The organism is Methanosarcina sp. 1.H.T.1A.1 (assembly GCF_000979295.1).
In the GTDB taxonomy this organism is placed as follows: domain Archaea; phylum Halobacteriota; class Methanosarcinia; order Methanosarcinales; family Methanosarcinaceae; genus Methanosarcina.
Window position 1 is genome coordinate 32,309 of record NZ_JJQY01000043.1, and the last position, 17,991, is coordinate 50,299.

17 protein-coding genes and 1 pseudogene are annotated in these 17,991 nt (G+C 44.9%); 16 read left to right on the forward strand and 2 right to left on the reverse strand.

Annotated elements, in window-relative coordinates; genetic code table 11:
- Nucleotides 1–305: 305 nt before the first annotated feature.
- Nucleotides 306–893 carry a hypothetical protein gene (locus EO95_RS04535; protein WP_235282856.1) on the reverse strand — a complete coding sequence of 196 codons (588 nt, stop codon included), beginning with the start codon at nucleotides 891–893 and terminating at the stop codon, nucleotides 306–308.
- A gap of 721 nt (nucleotides 894–1,614) precedes the next feature.
- Between EO95_RS04535 and EO95_RS04540 the strand changes: the two genes are divergently transcribed.
- The 10 genes from EO95_RS04540 (at nucleotide 1,615) to EO95_RS04585 (ending at nucleotide 10,232) form a co-directional block, all read left to right on the forward strand.
- Entirely contained in the window at nucleotides 1,615–2,241 is a 627-nt protein-coding gene (locus tag EO95_RS04540; protein ID WP_048132576.1) for a magnesium transporter, read from the forward strand.
- Complete coding sequence (locus EO95_RS04545) at nucleotides 2,238–2,816, forward strand: magnesium transporter (protein WP_200894999.1); 579 nt, start codon at nucleotides 2,238–2,240, stop codon at nucleotides 2,814–2,816. Before EO95_RS04540 ends, EO95_RS04545 begins: the two co-directional genes overlap by 4 nt.
- Before the next feature lie 150 nt (nucleotides 2,817–2,966).
- Nucleotides 2,967–4,166, forward strand: coding sequence for a potassium channel family protein (locus tag EO95_RS04550; RefSeq protein WP_048132577.1), 1,200 nt, complete (start codon nucleotides 2,967–2,969; stop codon nucleotides 4,164–4,166).
- A 407-nt stretch (nucleotides 4,167–4,573) separates the two neighbouring features.
- Nucleotides 4,574–5,452 carry a DUF362 domain-containing protein gene (locus EO95_RS04555; RefSeq protein WP_048132578.1) on the forward strand — a complete coding sequence of 293 codons (879 nt, stop codon included), beginning with the start codon at nucleotides 4,574–4,576 and terminating at the stop codon, nucleotides 5,450–5,452.
- A 254-nt stretch (nucleotides 5,453–5,706) separates the two neighbouring features.
- Entirely contained in the window at nucleotides 5,707–5,913 is a 207-nt protein-coding gene (locus tag EO95_RS04560; protein WP_048132579.1) for a hypothetical protein, read from the forward strand.
- Nucleotides 5,914–6,257: 344 nt separating this feature from the next.
- The gene (locus EO95_RS04565; protein WP_235282857.1) at nucleotides 6,258–6,851 is read left to right on the forward strand and encodes a YbhB/YbcL family Raf kinase inhibitor-like protein; all 594 of its coding nucleotides are present in this window, start codon (nucleotides 6,258–6,260) and stop codon (nucleotides 6,849–6,851) included.
- A gap of 120 nt (nucleotides 6,852–6,971) precedes the next feature.
- Nucleotides 6,972–7,532 carry a peptide-methionine (S)-S-oxide reductase MsrA gene (msrA, locus tag EO95_RS04570; RefSeq protein WP_200895000.1) on the forward strand — a complete coding sequence of 187 codons (561 nt, stop codon included), beginning with the start codon at nucleotides 6,972–6,974 and terminating at the stop codon, nucleotides 7,530–7,532.
- Nucleotides 7,533–7,797: 265 nt separating this feature from the next.
- A complete protein-coding gene (locus EO95_RS04575) occupies nucleotides 7,798–8,511 on the forward strand; it encodes an ABC transporter ATP-binding protein (protein WP_048132581.1) in 714 nt (237 codons plus the stop codon).
- 119 nt (nucleotides 8,512–8,630) lie between these two features.
- Entirely contained in the window at nucleotides 8,631–9,311 is a 681-nt protein-coding gene (locus tag EO95_RS04580) for a heme exporter protein CcmB (protein ID WP_048132582.1), read from the forward strand.
- A 177-nt stretch (nucleotides 9,312–9,488) separates the two neighbouring features.
- On the forward strand, nucleotides 9,489–10,232 hold the full coding sequence (locus EO95_RS04585) for a cytochrome c biogenesis protein (protein ID WP_082105927.1): 744 nt from the start codon (nucleotides 9,489–9,491) through the stop codon (nucleotides 10,230–10,232).
- A 231-nt stretch (nucleotides 10,233–10,463) separates the two neighbouring features.
- Here EO95_RS04585 and EO95_RS04590 read toward each other — a convergent pair whose 3' ends face one another.
- Nucleotides 10,464–10,721 carry a hypothetical protein gene (locus tag EO95_RS04590; RefSeq protein ID WP_052733499.1) on the reverse strand — a complete coding sequence of 86 codons (258 nt, stop codon included), beginning with the start codon at nucleotides 10,719–10,721 and terminating at the stop codon, nucleotides 10,464–10,466.
- Nucleotides 10,722–10,783: 62 nt separating this feature from the next.
- Here EO95_RS04590 and EO95_RS04595 point away from each other — a divergent pair, with 62 nt between their 5' ends.
- The 6 genes and pseudogenes from EO95_RS04595 to EO95_RS04620 all read left to right on the forward strand — a co-directional run bounded on the left by EO95_RS04595 (nucleotide 10,784) and on the right by EO95_RS04620 (nucleotide 17,652).
- Nucleotides 10,784–11,881: an NADH:flavin oxidoreductase gene (locus tag EO95_RS04595; protein WP_048132584.1), complete on the forward strand. Its 1,098-nt coding sequence runs from the start codon at nucleotides 10,784–10,786 to the stop codon at nucleotides 11,879–11,881.
- Nucleotides 11,882–12,150: 269 nt separating this feature from the next.
- A complete protein-coding gene (locus EO95_RS04600) occupies nucleotides 12,151–12,729 on the forward strand; it encodes a helix-turn-helix domain-containing protein (protein WP_048132585.1) in 579 nt (192 codons plus the stop codon).
- 107 nt (nucleotides 12,730–12,836) lie between these two features.
- The gene (locus EO95_RS04605; protein ID WP_048132586.1) at nucleotides 12,837–13,292 is read left to right on the forward strand and encodes a thioesterase family protein; all 456 of its coding nucleotides are present in this window, start codon (nucleotides 12,837–12,839) and stop codon (nucleotides 13,290–13,292) included.
- A gap of 96 nt (nucleotides 13,293–13,388) precedes the next feature.
- Nucleotides 13,389–15,041 carry an AMP-binding protein gene (locus EO95_RS04610; RefSeq protein ID WP_048132588.1) on the forward strand — a complete coding sequence of 551 codons (1,653 nt, stop codon included), beginning with the start codon at nucleotides 13,389–13,391 and terminating at the stop codon, nucleotides 15,039–15,041.
- Nucleotides 15,042–15,369: 328 nt separating this feature from the next.
- Nucleotides 15,370–16,986 (forward strand): annotated as a pseudogene (hcp, locus tag EO95_RS04615) (hydroxylamine reductase); the annotation flags it as partial.
- A gap of 423 nt (nucleotides 16,987–17,409) precedes the next feature.
- Nucleotides 17,410–17,652: a hypothetical protein gene (locus tag EO95_RS04620; protein WP_048132589.1), complete on the forward strand. Its 243-nt coding sequence runs from the start codon at nucleotides 17,410–17,412 to the stop codon at nucleotides 17,650–17,652.
- Nucleotides 17,653–17,991 lie beyond the last annotated feature (339 nt).

Consider the following 17,991-nt stretch of genomic DNA (forward strand, 5'->3'; position numbering starts at 1 on the left):
CAAAAAGCTTTATTTTCCAAAAAAGTCTTGTTTTCAGGCTGTCTCAAAACTCAAGCCATTTCTACAATTGGATAATGGACAATGTTTACTTTAAGTTTAAATAAGATTTTTTTCCAAACTTTAGGTATAAATTAACCTTTTAGTCGAATATTCTGCCCCAATTGTAGAATCAAGTTTACTTTTGAGACAGCCTGTTTTGACCTTTTTCTTAGATGTCATATTCTGCAAGTAAAATATTAGGATTAATTAGGGTGTAACAGGTAATGAATCAGGAAGCCGTCTCTGAAAACAGGCGACGTTTCATATTAATAGTACGTCCCTTCTCCTGTAAAAAGTTGACCATTTACTGTTGTCCATCCAGCCTGAGATCCGGACAACTTAATTTCCATGTCTTCCCAATAACTGTTATACAACCATCCTCCGATCCACCATCCATTACTTCCATGCAGGTAAATGGAAATGCTAACGTTTGCATTCGAGGAGGTATCATAGTGGGCATACATATTGCTTTCATAATCAAATATCTCAGATGCCGGTGGATAAGGCCTTCTGGTGACATTCTGCGTGAGATTGTATTTGGGCATAAGAACCATTTCATTGCCCAGCGGGTTCATTGTATCTATGGTCTGGTTAGTGAATAAGGCCATACTAAAAATACTTGGATGCAGAATCTGCTTTGAATCTCTACTTCTGGTAGCGTATTTTGGCTCTATTTTCTCATTATTTATAGAAAGCATTAGTCCGTGCTCCGTATCCACAAGAGCATATTTCCATGAGCGATCATAGTCATTGAAATGATTCTCTACGATATCTGTGCCTACGGATGATGTGTTGTTTATCACCGGGAGCGGAAGGTAAAGAGTAACATTGCTCAGAGTCGAATCCGTAGTCAACTCGATACGGTAATCATAACTACTCATGTGATTCCTTTCATATATCCTCTCCTTCTGCTCTTGCCACCAGATAGACAGAAACACAGCAGAAATGATTATTAGTAGTACAATTATTTTGTAACGAGCCCTCATATTTTGTCACCTGATCCACTCCTGGGAAGGATCTTAATTAAACATAAATTTGACAACTTACTGAACCACGGAAATAAAGAAAGACATACCTTTTCAAAGGCATCTTCATAAATATAAACTCTAATTCAGATTATGTCAATCTTCACATGATATAATCATACAATCCATGGTCATAATTTACTGTTTTTTGGATACGCAGGGGAATATAGAACTGTACAAAGTAAGATGGGCCGAACGTGCTAGGATAATTATTCGCCTCATCCCAAATATATTCATTCTGCTGAGCACTATAATCAGGGTTCTCTTTAACTGCCTGTTCTGGATCAGTCACAGTAATAGATTGAGTATTGCTACTGACTTTTACAAAATGACGGCAAAAACGACAACAACTTCAAAATTTGGTAAAATATAAGGTTGGGACTTATCCGACCTTATTCTTCGTAATGTCGGGTAAATTTCCACCTTCAATAACTAAGGTTGAGTTTTTTTTCTATTATTTTGTACAGACTTGAAATAGAAAAATTTTTCACATACTCACTTTTCGAAAGTTCCCTATTATTTTAATAATATCAGCGTATTATACAACCGCATGCCTCCCGAGTCGCACAGGGATGAGGACATCTTCGAATCCCAGTTTAGAGACAAGTATCTCAGCGAGTACGCGAGTGTCTCTTCAATAGTACGTGAGGCGCTGCCTTTTGAACTTATGGCGACTGTAGGAGGGGTCATTGCAGGGGTCATTTTTTCAGGAATGACCAGCGAACTTGAAATGATTCCCGGATTGATTGTTATTTATCCTGGCGTGCTCGGGCTGCGCGGGAACATTTCCTCAACCCTTGGTTCCAGGTTAGGCAGTGCAATCCATATGGGGCTGATCACTGACATAGACAGGAACAACCCTGAGCTGACAAATAATATTTCAGGTTCTCTTCTTCTTGGTTTTTTTATGGCGATCCTGCTCGGATTTTTAGGGCATTTTGTCACCCTTGCCCTGGGTTTTGAAAGTGCGGGAGCTTTCAAACTTATCCTTATCTGTGTGATTTCTGCCCTTACTTCCGGAGTAATCCTCTCTTTTGTTGCTGTCCTGCTTGCCATAGGTATGTTCAGGTTCGGGTTCGATCCCGATAATGTTGTTACGCCTTCAATTGCAACTATCGGGGATATCGTTTCCATGTTCATGCTTTTTCTCTCGGCAAAACTGGTGGTGATGCTTTGAGAAAAACCGGGAGGCAGACCAGCTATTACACTGTAAGAGGCATTATCCAGCGTGGGCTTCCCGTTCTTTCGGTCACCTGCGTAATAGGAATCATTGTCGGGCAGATACTTAACACAAGAGAAAACAGCCTGCTTTCCATGCCTGCAATCCTGATCCTTATTCCTTCCCTTATCAAGATCGGGGGCGATACGGGCAGTATGCTGGGTGCCAGACTCTCATCGGCTTTCCACATGGGACTTGGGGACCGGATTTACAGGAACCCTGTGGTCCATAACAGCGTTATTGCAGCATCAATTGTGGGCTTTGTTTCTTCGATTTCTGTCAGTGTGCTGGTTTTCTTTGCAAGCAAACTTATGGGGTTTGGGATGCCTTTCATTACCCTGCTGGAAATCAGCCTTATTGCAGTTGTTATAGAACTTACAGTTGTATACTCTGCAACAGTTGTAATCGCCTTTGCTTCTCACCGCTTCGGGATAGATCCTGATGATACTGTTATCCCTTTAATAGCAAGTCTTGGAGACCTCGTAGGGGTTATGGGGATCTTCACAGCCCTGCATTTGCTGGAAATTATATAAATGGGATGCGACTTAATATTATTACTTTTATCCAGAATATTTTTATTTAATTTATTAAGCCTTCCAATTCAGAATAATTCGAAAATCAATAATTACTATGAGGTATATACTCATACACACCAACAATAAGGTAGAGTTGATACATAGACCATGTTCCCTAAAGAATTCAGATACAGTCCAAGGAATCTTATAGACCTTTTGACTGAGATGAAGGATACTTCCGAACTCATGGTAGACCTTGCGTATTCTGCAATGGTCTATGATGATGAGGACATCGCAGAAGAGGTGCTTAACCTTGAAGATAAAATGGATACCCTCGACTATAATATGAAGATGGCTGCAATGTTAAGCACGCGCAGGGTTGATGAAGCTGAAGAACTCCTGGGAGTTCTGAAGGTTGCTGCATCCTCGGAAAATATAGCAAACGCTGCAGGCGACATTGCCAAAATCGTTCTCATGAACATGGGCATTCCTATGGAGCTGAAGGTAGCCCTCAGGGAAGCCGAAGAAACCATTGTCAGGGCAACCGTTGCTGCAGAATCTGTAATGACCGGGCGCACTCTTGGTGACCTCGAGCTTGATATCGAGACCGGGATGTGGGTAATTGCGATCCGCAGAAGCGAGGACTGGATTTACGATCCTGATAAGGAAACCCGACTCCGCCAGGGAGATGTGCTGATCGCCAGGGGGCATGATGAAGGTGTCCCTCTTTTCTTTCAAATGGCGACGACAAGGAAGTTTATTCCGAGAGAAATCGAGCACGATAAGGTCTTAAAGGACCTCGAACATGCCGTGGACATAATCGTGGACATGAAAAACATGTCTGAACTCTCGGTAGGGCTTGCGTATTCTGCTATCCTCTTCGATAACGAAGATATCGCATATGAGGTCAGCGCCCTTGAGTCCGAAATGGATTCCATGAAGTACGAACTTCAGCACTGGGTGCTTGAAACTGCAAAACACGTTGAAGATGTAAACATGCTCAGAGGAATCCTGCACCTTGCCAGCGCTTCGGAAGCAATTTCGGATGCTGCCTACGGGATTGCAGATACGGTTCTCAGGGATATTGAGCTCCACCCGATCATAACCCTTGCAGTCCGGAACTCCGAAGAGGTAATCACACGGCTCCAGGTCGAAAAATGCTCTCCAATAGTTGGCAAGACCTTCTCGGAACTGAGACTCGAAACCGAAACCGGGCTGCATGTAATGGCAATTAAGAGAGCGGAACGCTGGGTCTATGCTCCCAAAGGCAATACTGTTGTTCAGGCAGGAGATACGCTTATTGCCCGCGGTTCAAGAATCGGAGAAGTGGCGCTCATAGAGATGTGCGAGTGCAAGTTACGCCAGTAACACCCGAGTTTCGCCGCCCGAATTGCAATTCGTCCGAGTTGTGATTCGGGATCTCAGGAAATCTGATATTTTCTGGGAGTTGCGATGTAATCGCAACAGCCCACGGTCCTTTTCGCTGCGTTCAAAAGGACTTATTTATGGCTTATAGCAGCAGTGAGCTTCGCTTAAGCGGACTAAATTACAAATATTGGTGGAGCTCGGCTTTCATGCCCAGGGAATGTATTTATCTGGCCGGGAGGCCGGTTACATCCCTGTGCGGCGCGCGGGGGGAGACAGATCTGGCGGGTTTTGGATATCTTGAAAATATCACTGATTAATCAGCGGTTGCTCTTTGCTTAAGCACACAGAAATCAATTATATTTCTGATTTTTATACCTCGGGTTACAATTCCTCTATGGGAGTTTGGTATGGTAATTGTTGGACTTTCAAGAAATCGGGATACTCTGGAGTCCGTGAAGACAGCTGTGGGGCTTGCAGGTGGGCTTGGAATCAAGGAAGGGTCAACTGTCTTGATCCGGCCGAACGCAAATACTGCAGACCCTGCACCGGGTTCGACAAATCCCGAGGTTTTGAGGGGCGCTATCAGGGAAGTAAAAAGATGCAATCCTGGAAAAATAATAGTGGCTGAGAAGTCGATGTCCCCCCTGAATACGGAGGAAGTGCTTAACAGATTGGGGCTCTGGCAGGTTGCGGAGGCTGAGGGAGTTGATGAGATCCTGACATTCGACCACATGATACGCGAACATGTGGAGCCCGGGAAGGCTTACTCCTGGCCATGGGGATTTGATGTGCCTGAGTTTCTGAAGTCAATAGATTACACGATTGCTCTTCCGGTAATAAAGACTCACTGGACTGCAACGTTTACTATGGGCCTTAAGTCCCAGATCAGCATAACTGCAGACCGGGATAGGAGGCAGCTTCCTCACGGGCAGGGGATGGATGTGCTTTTCGGAAACATGATTGCTGAGTCTAACCTCGTTTATAAGCCTGATTTCTATATCTCGGATGCTACAAAGTGCTTTGTAACCGACGGCCCGAATATAGGGACTCTGAGGGAACCGGGAATTATCCTGGCAAGCCCGGATGTGATTGCAAACGACACTACAGGACTTGCCCTTCTTAAAACCCTGGGCACGGTTCCTAAGATCCAGATGAACTCAGTCTGGGCTCAGCCCCAGATCAAAAGGGCTGTGGAGCTGGGACTGGGGGTGCGCAGCAAAGAAGAGGTCACGGTCAAGGGCTCCGGGGTAGAGGAGATAAACGAGATTATTGCCAACCTTGCCTGAACTGTCGTTACCTTATATTATCTGAAAAAGATCTCCGAAGGTATCAGATTCCCGAAAGTGCCATAGTTCCCGGGAGAATAAGAGCTGGCTGAGGGTGAAAACCTGGAAGGCTTTAAAGGATAGACACCTGTACCAAGACACCTGTACCTTCAATAAATTTCAGCTCCTGGTTTTCAATGACTGTGCAATTATGCTCACATATCACCAAAATTTATTTATTTTCGACAGGCACATAGATTATGGGGGTATTTTCTATGAAATGCGAAATTTGTGAAGCAGAGAGCGATGCAAGATACTGCAACGATTGTGGCAAAGTTATGAACGAAGTTATAAGACGCGTAGGTGAAGCTCGCTGGGCAGCAATTGATGACTGCGCATTTATCTATCCGCTTGTACGGCGCGTAGGTAAAGGGGAGCTTACAGTTAATGATATAATTCAGTCTCTTGAAGTTGAAGATTGAGTTATCTACCTTTCAGAGCTTCATCTTATCAAGAGATGGCTTTAAAGATCGTTCCTGGGCTGCAGTTTATTTTTAAACCTGTTTTTCAGGTTACCGGAGGTACCGATACCGATGGGGTAGCCCGGGAATTCCGGGAGACGGACTTAACCGTATGTGAAGTTCAGTTCGGGACATTTAAGTTTTTTTAAGAGGCCCGGGCTTTAAGATCTGATTCTAAATTAGTTTAGACTACGGTCTTTAAGTTCAAGTTTTAAAGTTGGGCTTTGAGATAAAATCCTTAAGGTTATATCTCTTCAGCCTTAACATTATTAGTGTTAAGCAATTTTCTCTGATCGCAGGGACTGGTGCTGTACGTGAACAGAAAAGCCGGAGCAGTTGTTTTAATGTTCCTGTTTGCAGGAGTGCTCCTGATTTCGGGATGTATTGAAAATGAGCAGATTGAAGCACCTGCAGATGAAGAGTCTTCCGATGCCGGGAAAGGGGATGAAAATATGGACCTCCAGATTATAAAGGTTTTTAGTAGCGCGTTTGAATCTAACAGTACTATCCCCCGAAAATATACCTGTAATGGGGAAAACATAAATCCGCCTCTGGAATTTACTAACATTCCCGAGGAGGCCGAAAGTCTGGTATTGATCATGGACGATCCTGATTCTCCCATGAATCCATTTACTCACTGGGTCGTCTGGAATATCGAGCCGGTGGCGAAAATAGAGGAGGATAGTATCCCTGGGATTGAGGGAATTAATAACTTCAGGAAGATCGGCTATGGCGGTCCATGCCCTTCCTCAGGCACGCACAGGTACTTCTTCAGAGTTTATGCATTGGACAGGCAGCTTGAGCTCAAAGCAGGGTCCGGGAGAAACGAGCTTGAAAGCGAAATGATAGGGCATATTATTGCTGAAGGGGAACTGATGGGGAAATACGGTAAAACCTGATCCGAGAAAAAGGATCTTATCCTGAGTAAGCTATACCTTTATTATGCGGCATGCTTCGATTATGAAATATGCCCTGATCATAAGGCAGACCTGATTTTCTTTAAGACGGGGGGGAAGATAGTGGAAGAAAATAAAAAGGCTGAACAGAGAAACGCAACACCTGAAGAGAGTACGGACATATTTGAAAACCCTGAAGAGGGCCTGGAAAAGGCAACCTTTGCTGCAGGCTGTTTCTGGGGAATTGAAGAGGCTTTTCGGCAGGTAAAAGGTGTGGTTGCAACTGCGGTTGGCTACAGCGGAGGGCATTTTGAAAAGCCTACTTACGAGCAGGTCTGCACCCTTAATACCGGGCATGCAGAGGCCATAAGGGTCATTTTCGATCCCAAAGTTGTTTCGTATCAGTCCTTGCTGGATGTTTTCTGGAAGGTCCATGACCCTACAACAAAGGACAGGCAGGGACCAGATGTCGGAAAACAGTACCGCTCCGTGATTTTTTACCACAACGAGGAGCAAAAAGCTGCTGCTCTAGTCTCAAAGGAAGGACTCGAGAAGTCAGGAGCTTTCAAAAATCCTATCGTAACCGAAATAGTACCGGTTTCTGATTTCTATATGGCAGAAGATTACCACCAGCAGTACTTCGAAAAGAAGGGGTTTTTGAAGAATATACTCAGGAAGTTTTAAGAAATAACTGCTGGAGACAAGTTCTGCAGGCAGAATCAGTATAGATCCGGAAATGTGCGAAAAAGTCATGTACAATCGGGTCATGCACAGACTATAACTTTCATGCCTCAGACTATAACTTTCATGCTCGGACAGCCAGACTATACAGGCATTAGACTATACAGCATTAGACTATACCGAGCCATAATCCAGTGCAAAGTTACGGGCCGATAAATCACAGACCATATAAAAAGATTAATTTAGAGGGATTCTCAAAGTAGGTCCGATGGAAAACGCGGTCTCTATAAGGGAACTATCAAAAGTTTTCGGGAAAACTCCTGTCCTGAAAGCCCTTGACCTTGACCTCAAAAAAGGCGAATTTGCAGTTGTTTTTGGCCCTAACGGGGCTGGAAAGACCACTCTTTTGAAGTTGATCTCAACCCTGATCGAACCTACCGGAGGCTCTGTTTTCGTGTCCGGGTTTAATATAACTGAAGAGCCGGAAAAGGTCCGCAACGAAATAGGGATGCTTTCCCACGATTCCTACCTCTACGGAGATCTTACTGCAAAAGAAAACCTGCATTTTTTCGGGAAGATGTATGGAATAAACGGTCAGGAACTCGAAAAGAGAATTTTACAGCTTTTAAATGAAGTTGGGCTTGCAACAAAAGCAGATGAAAGGGTCAGCACTTTTTCAAGAGGCATGAAACAGAGGCTTTCCATTGCAAGGGCTCTGCTTCACAGACCTTCCCTCCTCCTCCTGGACGAACCCTATACAGGGCTTGACCCCGGAGCCTCCCTGGTTTTCGAAAATCTCCTCAAAAGCCCTGAATTCCAGGGGAGCACAAAATTAATGGTTTCCCACGACCTTGAAAGGGGCTTTGCCCTCTGCGACAGGGTTCTTATCCTGAATAAAGGAAAGTTTGTATATGATGGATTTAAGGTAAATTTCTCAGGTTTTCAGGAATTCAGGGAAAAATGCAACTCTATGCTCGCATGAGCCCAAAAGTTAAGAACGAAAACACGATTAAAATGCAAATATTAAAAATGCAAATATAAAAAGATAAATATTGAAATCGGGATAAAGTAATAGATAACGTGAAAACAGGAGTTTAAAAAATGATCCGGAGCTTTTATATCGCTGCAAAAGACCTTAAAGCCGAGTTCCGGACAAAACAGATGCTCAACTCAATGTTCATTTTCTCGCTTCTCGTGCTTGTGGTCTTCAGCATTTCTTTCGGGGATTTTCTAGGGGATACTGAGAAAGTTGAAAAACTTGCTCCCGGCGTGCTCTGGATTGCTTTCACCTTTGCCGGAATGCTCGGGCTTTCCAGGACCTTCGTAATGGAAACTGAAAACGGCTGTCTTGAAGCCCTTATGCTCTGTCCTGTGGACAGAGGGGCGATTTATACCGGAAAAATCCTCTCCAACCTGGCGATCGTATTTCTTATGGAAGCTGTGACCCTGCCTTTCTTTATCATACTTTTCAATTATAGCCTGGGAATCGGAACCCTGCTCCTGCTCCTGCTCATCCTCTTCCTCGGGACTTTCGGGTTTATTGCTGTCGGGACCCTGCTTTCTGCCCTTACCCTTGGTACCCGTACCAGAGAACTTCTCCTGCCTGTACTTCTCCTGCCTTTACTCCTGCCTGTCCTGATTCCTGCAGTGGAAGCAACTGCCGGAATTCTTGCCGGAAACAGCATCGGGAATTTGATTCCTGAAATAAGGCTGCTTGCAGTTTACGACCTTGTGTTCTTTGTAATCTCGCATCTGGTCTTTGAATATGTTGTTTCTGATTGAGGTCTGACTGAGGTCTTCCTGGCAGGAAAAAAAGGAAAAGGAAAAAAGAAAAGAAAGAGAGGAAAAGAAAGAAAGGAAAAGGAAAATAGTAAACAGAAGGTCATTCGAGACAGCGATCAAAATCGAATCAATAATAAACGAAGTAAATCGAATTAATAACAAGTATCAGTATTGAACTTGTGCTTTATCTTTAATCTCTCAAGACACGTGAACAAAATGGCATCAAATTCCAGAAAAACCGGAGTACTGGCAGTTGCAACTGCCAGTGTAATGTTTCTTGCGATATATATGCTCTTTTTCTACCTGCCTCCGATAAAGGACGAAGCAGGCGAGGTTCTGAGCGGAAGCTTCAGGATCTTTTTCTTCCATATGCCAATAGCAATTATATCCTATCTGGCGTTTGGAGTTGTATTTGCTGCAAGTATCCTCTACCTCCGGGATAAATCTCTCAAATGGGACATCTACGCCCGCTCGGCTGCAGAAGTGGGAACCCTTTTTGCGTTCCTGGTGCTTGTCACGGGTTCGATCTGGGCAAAGGATGCCTGGGGCTGGTACTGGATCTGGGATCTCAGGCTGACAACCTCCCTGGTTCTCTTCCTTGTTTACCTTGCTTACACGATGCTCAGAAAAGCCCTCGAAGAGCCTGAAAAAAGAGCCAGACTCTCGGCAGTCTTCGGAATTTTAGGTTTCATTTCCGTACCCCTGAGTTTCTTTTCAATCCGGCTCTGGCGCTCGGCTCATCCCCTTATGTTCGGAGGAAACACAGGCGGAAGTGGAGGAGGACTTGAAGGGACAGCGCTTCAACTGACTCTCTTTGTCAATTTCATAGCTTATTTCCTGCTCTTCCTCACCCTCTTTTCCGTGAAAGTGCAGAATGAGCGGATGGAAGAGGAACTTGACTCACGCAGATATGCGGAATAAAAGACCTGATCTGCCCAAGTTACTTTATTCATCATTTTCTTTTTTTAGCCCAGCTTACATAATATCTATAGACCACACCAGATATAGATAAGACGAGATAGCCTCGCCGAAAATAGCTGCCGAATTGGGGCAATACAAGTATGAAATTATTCTGGACAATGAATTTACTTATGAAGAGAAAGTGCAGGCGGATTACGCTGCGAATCTGAGTTTTTCAGAAAAACTATACATTTACATTCCCGATGTTCCGGATAACCCTCTCACGTTTGGAATTGAAGTTTCCTGAGTAAATTTCCCTTCCTTTCCCTTCCCTTCCCTCCTCTCCCTTCCTTCCCTTCCCTTCCCCTCTTCTCCCTTCCCCTCTTCTCCCTTCCCCTCTTCTCCCTTCCCCTCTTCTCCCTTCCCCTTCTCTCCCTTCCCCTTCTCTCCCTTTCCCTCCTCTCCCTTCCTTTTCCTGTAACAGCTAAGAGAAACTTTGTGCCTGAACACGAAGTTTTCTTTTTCCCGGAACCCAGGATAATTATTTACCTTTCCTTCTCCTATTTTTTCCCATGATTTTTGACCCTGTCACATTCTGTAACATGGAACTCCAGAACCGATTTGTAAGGTCAGCAACACATGAATTCATGGCTGAAGAAGACGGAACGCCCACTTCCCGGCTCGGTGACCTCTATGAAGAGCTTGCAAAAAGTGAAGTCGGATTAATAATAACTGGCTATTCTTGTGTCCTCCCCGGCGGGCAGAGCGATAATTTGCAGCAGGGCATCTACGATGACCGCTTCATCGAGCCATACCGGAAGATAACCGAGAGGGTACACAGGTACAGAAGCAAAATCGTGCTCCAGATAGTACATGGGGGGCGGCAGGCAGACATTTCGGACGAATACCCGGTTCCGATTGCTCCGTCAGTGGTCAAAAACGGGCATTCGTCAGTAGTCCCCAGGGAGATGACTGACAAGGAAATCCTTGAAATGATTGAGGCTTTTACCATGGGAGCTGTGAGGGCAAAGGCGGCAGGGTTTGATGGAGTCCAGCTTCACTGTGCCCATGGTTTCCTTTTAAGCAATTTCATCTCTCCCTACACAAACAGGCGGAATGACAGGTGGGGGGGCTCCGTCGAAAACCGGGCAAGGATAGTTACGGAGATAGTAAAGCGCATAAAAGAGGAAGCTGGGGACGATTTTCCTGTTCTTGTGAAAATGAATGCAACGGATGGTTTTTTGCCAGGTTCCTCAAAGGCAGGGCTGGGACTCGATGCTCCTGAATGCGTGGAAATTGCAAAGCTTCTGGAAAAGGCAGGTATATGTGCAATAGAGGTCAGCGGAGGGATAGGTGAAGCAGGCGGGGTAACCATAAAAACTGCAATAAACTCTCCTGCAAAAGAGGCATATTTCAAGAACTACTCAAAAATGATCAAAAGTGCAGTGAACATCCCCGTAATCCTTGTAGGTGGTATCAGGTCTCTTTCTGTTATGGAGGATCTTCTTGCAGACGGGTTTGCAGACCTTATATCAATGAGCAGGACGTTCATCAGCGAACCTGACCTTGTTTTAAAGCTTAAATCAGGGGATGCTAAAAAGGCAAGGTGTGTATCCTGCAACCTCTGTTTCGATCCCGAGGGGATCAGGTGCAATTTCGAGTTTCAGTGAGTTCAGGAAAAATGTAGTTTTTTCCTTTTTCCTTTTTCCCGTTTTCCTTTTTCCTTTTTTTCTAATTTTTCCTTTTTTCTTCTAGCTGGTTTTTGGTTTTTGTTAACAATTGTTTTTTAATTATTACTTCGAAAAGCGGGTCCGAACGTATATTTTTTATAATAGAGAGATACAAAAGAGATAAGCTTTACAGGCTGTTTATAGGGATTCTGGTTTACATTTTTTTGCCAGATCCGCTACCTAAAAAATGTGTTTGAGGAAACAGAATTATGTCAGAAGAGAACCGTGTCGGCGGTAAGATACGTCATCTTAGAGAAGCCCAGGATATGACTGTTGAAGAACTGGCCGAAGCCAGTCAGAGCAGCGTGGAGTTAATCCAGCAATTAGAAAACGGAGCCCTAGTTCCGTCCTTAACCCCTCTTTTAAAGATTGCTCGGGCTTTAGGCGTCCGTCTCGGGACTTTTCTAGACGATATGCCCCAGAGCGGGCCTGTAGTGGTAAGAGCAGGGCTATCCGAAAATGTGGTCCGTTTTTCCGGAAAGACCGAGAGACCAAAGAAGAGTGCTCTTGAGTTTTACGCTCTTGCCTCGGATAAAGCAGACCGCCATATGGAGCCTTTCATCATTGACATCCATCCCTCTCCTGAGGAAAGCCACAAACTCTCTTCTCATGAAGGGGAGGAGTTCATCTACGTCCTTTCCGGAGAAATTGAAATCTTCTACGGCAAGGATGTTCACAGGCTGAGTGTCGGAGACAGCATCTATTACGATTCCATTGTCCCTCATGACCTCCATGCAGCGGGAACAGAGGATGCCCGAATAATGGCTGTAGTCTATGCTCCTCTCTGAGAGCCTCAGTTGAGTAGGTAAGAGAGTAAGACTGTGACTTCAATGGCAGAAGTTTTGATTAAAAAATTGGTAATTGAGTACAGATATTAAAAGCTAGGGAATCCAGAATGTTCAGTATAAATGTTAGTCCGCGCTTTGGAGATATTGATGGTCTGGGGCATGTAAACAATACAGTCCTTCCAGTCTGGTTCGAAACGGGAAGAAACTCCATTTTCAGGCTTTTCTCACCGGACCTTAACCTTAGTCCTGATGTGTGGCACCTGATTCTTGTAAGAACTGAGTTTGATTTTGTGAACCAGATGTATTTCAGGTCCGATGTGGAGATCAGGACCTTTGTTGCAAAGATCGGTAATAGTTCCTTTACTGTCGGGCATGAAGCCTGGCAGGAAGGGGAACTCAAGGTCAAAGGCCAGGCAGTACTGGTCTATTATGACTTCAAACTCCAGAAAGCGTTTCCCCTTCCGGAATCTATCCGCGAGGTCCTTAAAAGGCATATGTTCCCTTCAATGGACGCCTCCCCGGTGGACGCAGAAACGGATACGGATTCTCCCTGCTCGATTTAAATATACTTCAGGAACGCCCTTGACTGGCCTGGATATAAAACCCCCATTCATAAGCTTGAAGTTTCTGAAAGTAGTCCAGAAAAAGAGGCTGAAACCATGCATCTTATAGAAGATTCTCTAGGAGAATACTTTGAAAAACAGGTAGCTATAGACCCTGACCACGAGTTTATCATTTATCCGGACCGTAACCTGCGTTTTACTTACGGTCAATTCAATGAAAGGGTAAACAACCTTGCAAAAGGGCTGCTTGCAATCGGGATAAAAAAGGGAGATCATGTAGGGATCTGGGCAAAGAACGTCCCTGATTGGCTTACCTTCATGTTTGCCACCTCAAAGATCGGGGCAGTGCTCGTTACGGTAAATACCGCCTACAAGAGCCATGAAGTTGAGTATGTGCTCAAACAGTCAGATATGAAGGCACTTGCTCTTATCGATAGTTTCAGGGACGTTGATTACCTGAATATTATCAATGAACTGGTTCCTGAGCTAAAAAGTTCCGAAAGAGGGCGCCTGAAAAGTAAAAATTTCCCATGCCTGAAGAGCGTAATTTATGTTGGGCAGGAAAAGCACAGGGGAATGTACAACACCAGCGAGCTAATGCTCCTTGGCAGCCATTATCCGGACGACGAGCTTAAAGAGATTATGGCAAATGTTCGCGGGGATGATGTGGTCAACATGCAGTACACCTCAGGAACTACCGGTTTTCCGAAAGGCGTTATGCTGACCAGCAAAAATATCCTGAATAACGGGCTCTCCATTGGCGACCGCCAGAAATTCACCCATGAAGACCGGCTCTGCCTGCCCGTACCTCTTTTCCACTGCTTTGGAATCGTGCTCGGGGTTATGGCTGTCCTGACCCACAGGGCAACGCTTGTTATGCTTGAGGTTTTCGACCCCCTGCTTGTGCTTGCTGCAATCCAGAAAGAGAAGTGTACCGCACTTTACGGCGTACCTACGATGTTCATCGCCGAGTACACCCATCCCATGTTTGATATGTTCGACCTCTCTTCCCTGAGGACCGGGATCATGGCTGGTTCTACCTGCCCCGTGGAAGCCATGAAAAAGGTCGTAAAAGATATGCACTGCCATCAGATCACGAGTGTCTACGGGCTTACGGAAGCATCTCCGGGAATGACCCAGACAACTATCGACGATCCTGTAGAACTCAGAGTTGAGACCGTGGGAAAGTCCTTCCCTGGCGTTGAAGTCAGAGTGGTTGACCCATCCACAAATGAGCCAGTGCCTCCTAACACAGTAGGAGAGCTCTGCTGCCGTGGATATAATATCATGAAGGGTTACTACAAGATGCCGGAAGAAACTAAAAAAGTGATTGATGAAGAGGGCTGGCTGCACAGCGGAGACCTTGGGACCTGTGACGAAAAAGGTTATTACAGGATCACCGGACGCATAAAGGACATGATCATCCGGGGCGGGGAAAACATCTATCCCCGGGAAATTGAAGAGTTCCTGCACGCTATGCCCGGAGTCAAAGATGCCCAGGTTGTTGGTATACCCGATAAGAAATACGGAGAACTCGTAGGAGCCTTTGTTATTCCCGAAAAAGGTGCAGACCTTACGGAAGCCGATGTCAGGGACTATGCTATAAGCAAGATCGCACGCTATAAGGTTCCGAAGCATGTCTTCATAGTAAATGAGTACCCTCTGACCGCAAGCGGTAAAATCCAGAAATACAAGCTCAAGGAACTGGCTTTGGAGCTTCTGAAAAATAGAAAGACAAACGGCAACTAATTCAGTACTATCGACCTTCGGGTCGATTTCTTTTTTATTCGAATTAAAACTCAAAAAGCAGTTTTCAGGTTTTTTCCTTTTTCATTAGTGCTTTTCCGCTTCCCAATCTTGATAAGCTTTTTCTTTGGTATCAGCTTCGATACTGATACCCACTTCGAAACTGTCTGCTATATATGATTTGGTATCACATAGAAACTAGTATCATAATGATAGCAGTATCAAAAAGATATTGCATTTGAGACCTTGAAAACAAAGGGAAAATTGGAAATCAACTGTGCAAATCAACTGTGCAGATTAACTGTGTAAACAGATTTGAGGTGGATAAAATATGTTCTGTAATCAATGTGAGGAAGCACTTAACGGAAAAGGCTGTACGAAAAACGGAGTATGCGGAAAGAAGGGAGAAGTTGCGGATCTTCAGGACAGATTACTCTATGTCCTTAAAAGTATCGCATATTATAACCAAAAAGCAAGGGCTGAAGGCCTTAATGAAGAAACCACCGACAGGTTCGTGCTTGACAGCTTCTTTTCCACCCTTACAAATACCAATTTTGACGGGAAACAGATCGAATCCCTTATTCAGAAAGGGTTTGAACTGCGCGACGGTATTAAGGCAAAACTGCCCGCTGAGCAGGCATCCTCAGAAAAAGCCCTGCCTGCCTTGGCTGCAGTAACTCCTGAAAACATAGAAAGTCCGGATGTTGCTGTCCACTCAACTGCGGATGAAGATGTCAGGTCTCTTCGCGAACTTCTGACCTACGGAATGAAGGGGCTGGCGGCTTATGCTCATCATGCCTATATCCTCGGGTATAAAGACGAATCAATTTTCGAGTTCATAGAAAAAGGGCTGGTTTCTACCACAGATGACAGCGTGGGAGTAGAAGCTCTAATCGGCCTGGTTCTGGAATGCGGGCAGAAAGGCGTCTCTACCCTTGCCCTGCTCGACAAAGCAAACACCGAAACTTACGGAAACCCTGAGCCGACGGCAATCAACATCGGTGTGAGAAACAGGCCCGGAATCCTCATAAGTGGACACGACCTGTGGGACCTTGAACAGCTCCTTGAGCAGACGAAGGGCAGCGGAATCGATGTCTACACCCATGGGGAGATGCTTCCTGCAAACGCATACCCGGCTTTCAAGAAGTACGACAACTTCGCAGGCAACTACGGGAACGCCTGGTGGAAACAGAACGAAGAGTTCGAAAAGTTCAACGGCCCGATCCTGATGACTACCAACTGTATAATCCCGCCAAAGGACTCCTACATTGGCAGGATCTACACCACAGGGGTCGTGGGCTTTGAAGGGGTAACCCACATCTACGAAAAAGAAGACGGTACAAAGGACTTCTCCGCCTTCATCGAACAGGCAAAGACCTGCAAACCCCCCGAGCAGCTGGAAAGCGGGACAATCATCGGAGGCTTTGCGCATGTGGCAGCCCTCTCGGTTGCGGACAAAATCATAGACGCCGTAAAAACCGGAAAGATCAGCAGGTTCATGGTCATGGCAGGCTGTGATGGCAGGCACAAGGAAAGGGTCTACTATACTGAGTTTGCAAAAGCCCTCCCCAAAGATACCGTGATCCTGACCGCGGGCTGTGCCAAATACCGGTACAACAAACTTAACCTTGGGGACATAGGAGGTATCCCGAGAGTGATCGATGCCGGGCAGTGTAATGACTCTTACTCGCTTGTGGTAATAGCCCAGAAGCTTGCAGAAGCTTTTGGCCTGAAGGACATAAACGACCTGCCGATTTCCTACAACATCGGCTGGTACGAGCAAAAAGCTGTGCTCGTGCTGCTCGCCCTCCTGAGCCTCGGCGTAAAAGATATCACTCTCGGCCCTACGCTTCCGGCCTTTGTCTCTCCGAACGTCCTTAAAGTGCTGGTCGAAAACTTCAATATCAGGCCGAACGCAACCGTTGAAGAAGACCTGAAGGTTCTGCTGAAACTCCCGGAGCCCGCGGAAAAACCAGAAACTCCGAAAAAACCTGAGGAAAAACCAAAAAACCCGCAGAATTCCCCGAAAAAGGCACAGGATAACCAGAAGCAACAGGATAACCAGAAGCAACAGGATAACCAGAAGCCACAGAACAACCAGAAGAGCTCGCAGAATTCCGAAAAGAAGCTGGAAAAACCTGTAGAAAAGCCGGAAACAAAAGCAAGAAAATCCTGGCTCAGCAGCATACCGTTTATTCGTAAATTTTTAAGGTAAGAGGGGAATTAAAAACCTCTTACTCAGCTATTTTTCTTTAAGTTGAATACCCCATTGCTTGCAGCGGGGTGTGCCAACGCAAATTTTATACCCTGAAAAGTGAATGAAATAAGTTAAAATGGAAAATATTTGAAAATACATAGAGAGGTGAACTAAATGAATAGATTTGAGTATTGTTATTTAACGACTGGTAGGTCATATGAAGACGTATACACTCTCAAATTCTCTAATAGTCAACCAATCTCTCTAAGCGGAAAACTACTTCCCGATGTTTTGGATCAATTAGGAAAAGATGGCTGGGAAATGGTTGGATTTGACTCTCTAGAAGGTGGTCATTTTATTTTTTTCAAGAGAGAACTAAGAGATACTGATGAGGGATACATTGGAGCTAAGGGATAATTACTATTCGGTTTGAATTTTGTAGCAAAACCAACCGGTGATATTACCTGGTAGAGATGCAAACACCTTATTCTGCACACCTCTGAGAGCGTGTCTTAAAATTAAATTTGATTCTACAATTGGGACCGGACTTACGCATTTGAACTGAAAAACGGTAGAATTTAACTGTTAAATGTCTAAAGTGTAAGTTTTAACTATGATGTCTTATGCGTTTGATATTATATATCGAGCGAGTAAGTAAGATGTAATAAATTTACGATCTGAATTTAAAATCAACAATGCCCACTATCCAAATGTAGAACTGGTTTGAATTTTAAGACAGCCTCTTAAAAGATTGTT

Bases quoted from the DNA above. Each gene is read 5' to 3' on its own strand.
- EO95_RS04540 (WP_048132576.1), top strand. From the start codon at position 1,615: ATGCCTCCCGAGTCGCACAGGGATGAGGACATCTTCGAATCCCAGTTT.
- EO95_RS04560 (WP_048132579.1), top strand. From the start codon at position 5,707: ATGAAATGCGAAATTTGTGAAGCAGAGAGCGATGCAAGATACTGCAAC.
- EO95_RS04600 (WP_048132585.1), top strand. From the start codon at position 12,151: ATGTCAGAAGAGAACCGTGTCGGCGGTAAGATACGTCATCTTAGAGAA.
- EO95_RS04620 (WP_048132589.1), top strand. From the start codon at position 17,410: ATGAATAGATTTGAGTATTGTTATTTAACGACTGGTAGGTCATATGAA.
- EO95_RS04595 (WP_048132584.1), top strand. From the start codon at position 10,784: ATGATTTTTGACCCTGTCACATTCTGTAACATGGAACTCCAGAACCGA.
- EO95_RS04610 (WP_048132588.1), top strand. From the start codon at position 13,389: ATGCATCTTATAGAAGATTCTCTAGGAGAATACTTTGAAAAACAGGTA.
- EO95_RS04580 (WP_048132582.1), top strand. From the start codon at position 8,631: ATGATCCGGAGCTTTTATATCGCTGCAAAAGACCTTAAAGCCGAGTTC.
- EO95_RS04555 (WP_048132578.1), top strand. From the start codon at position 4,574: ATGGTAATTGTTGGACTTTCAAGAAATCGGGATACTCTGGAGTCCGTG.
- EO95_RS04550 (WP_048132577.1), top strand. From the start codon at position 2,967: ATGTTCCCTAAAGAATTCAGATACAGTCCAAGGAATCTTATAGACCTT.
- EO95_RS04605 (WP_048132586.1), top strand. From the start codon at position 12,837: ATGTTCAGTATAAATGTTAGTCCGCGCTTTGGAGATATTGATGGTCTG.
- EO95_RS04575 (WP_048132581.1), top strand. From the start codon at position 7,798: ATGGAAAACGCGGTCTCTATAAGGGAACTATCAAAAGTTTTCGGGAAA.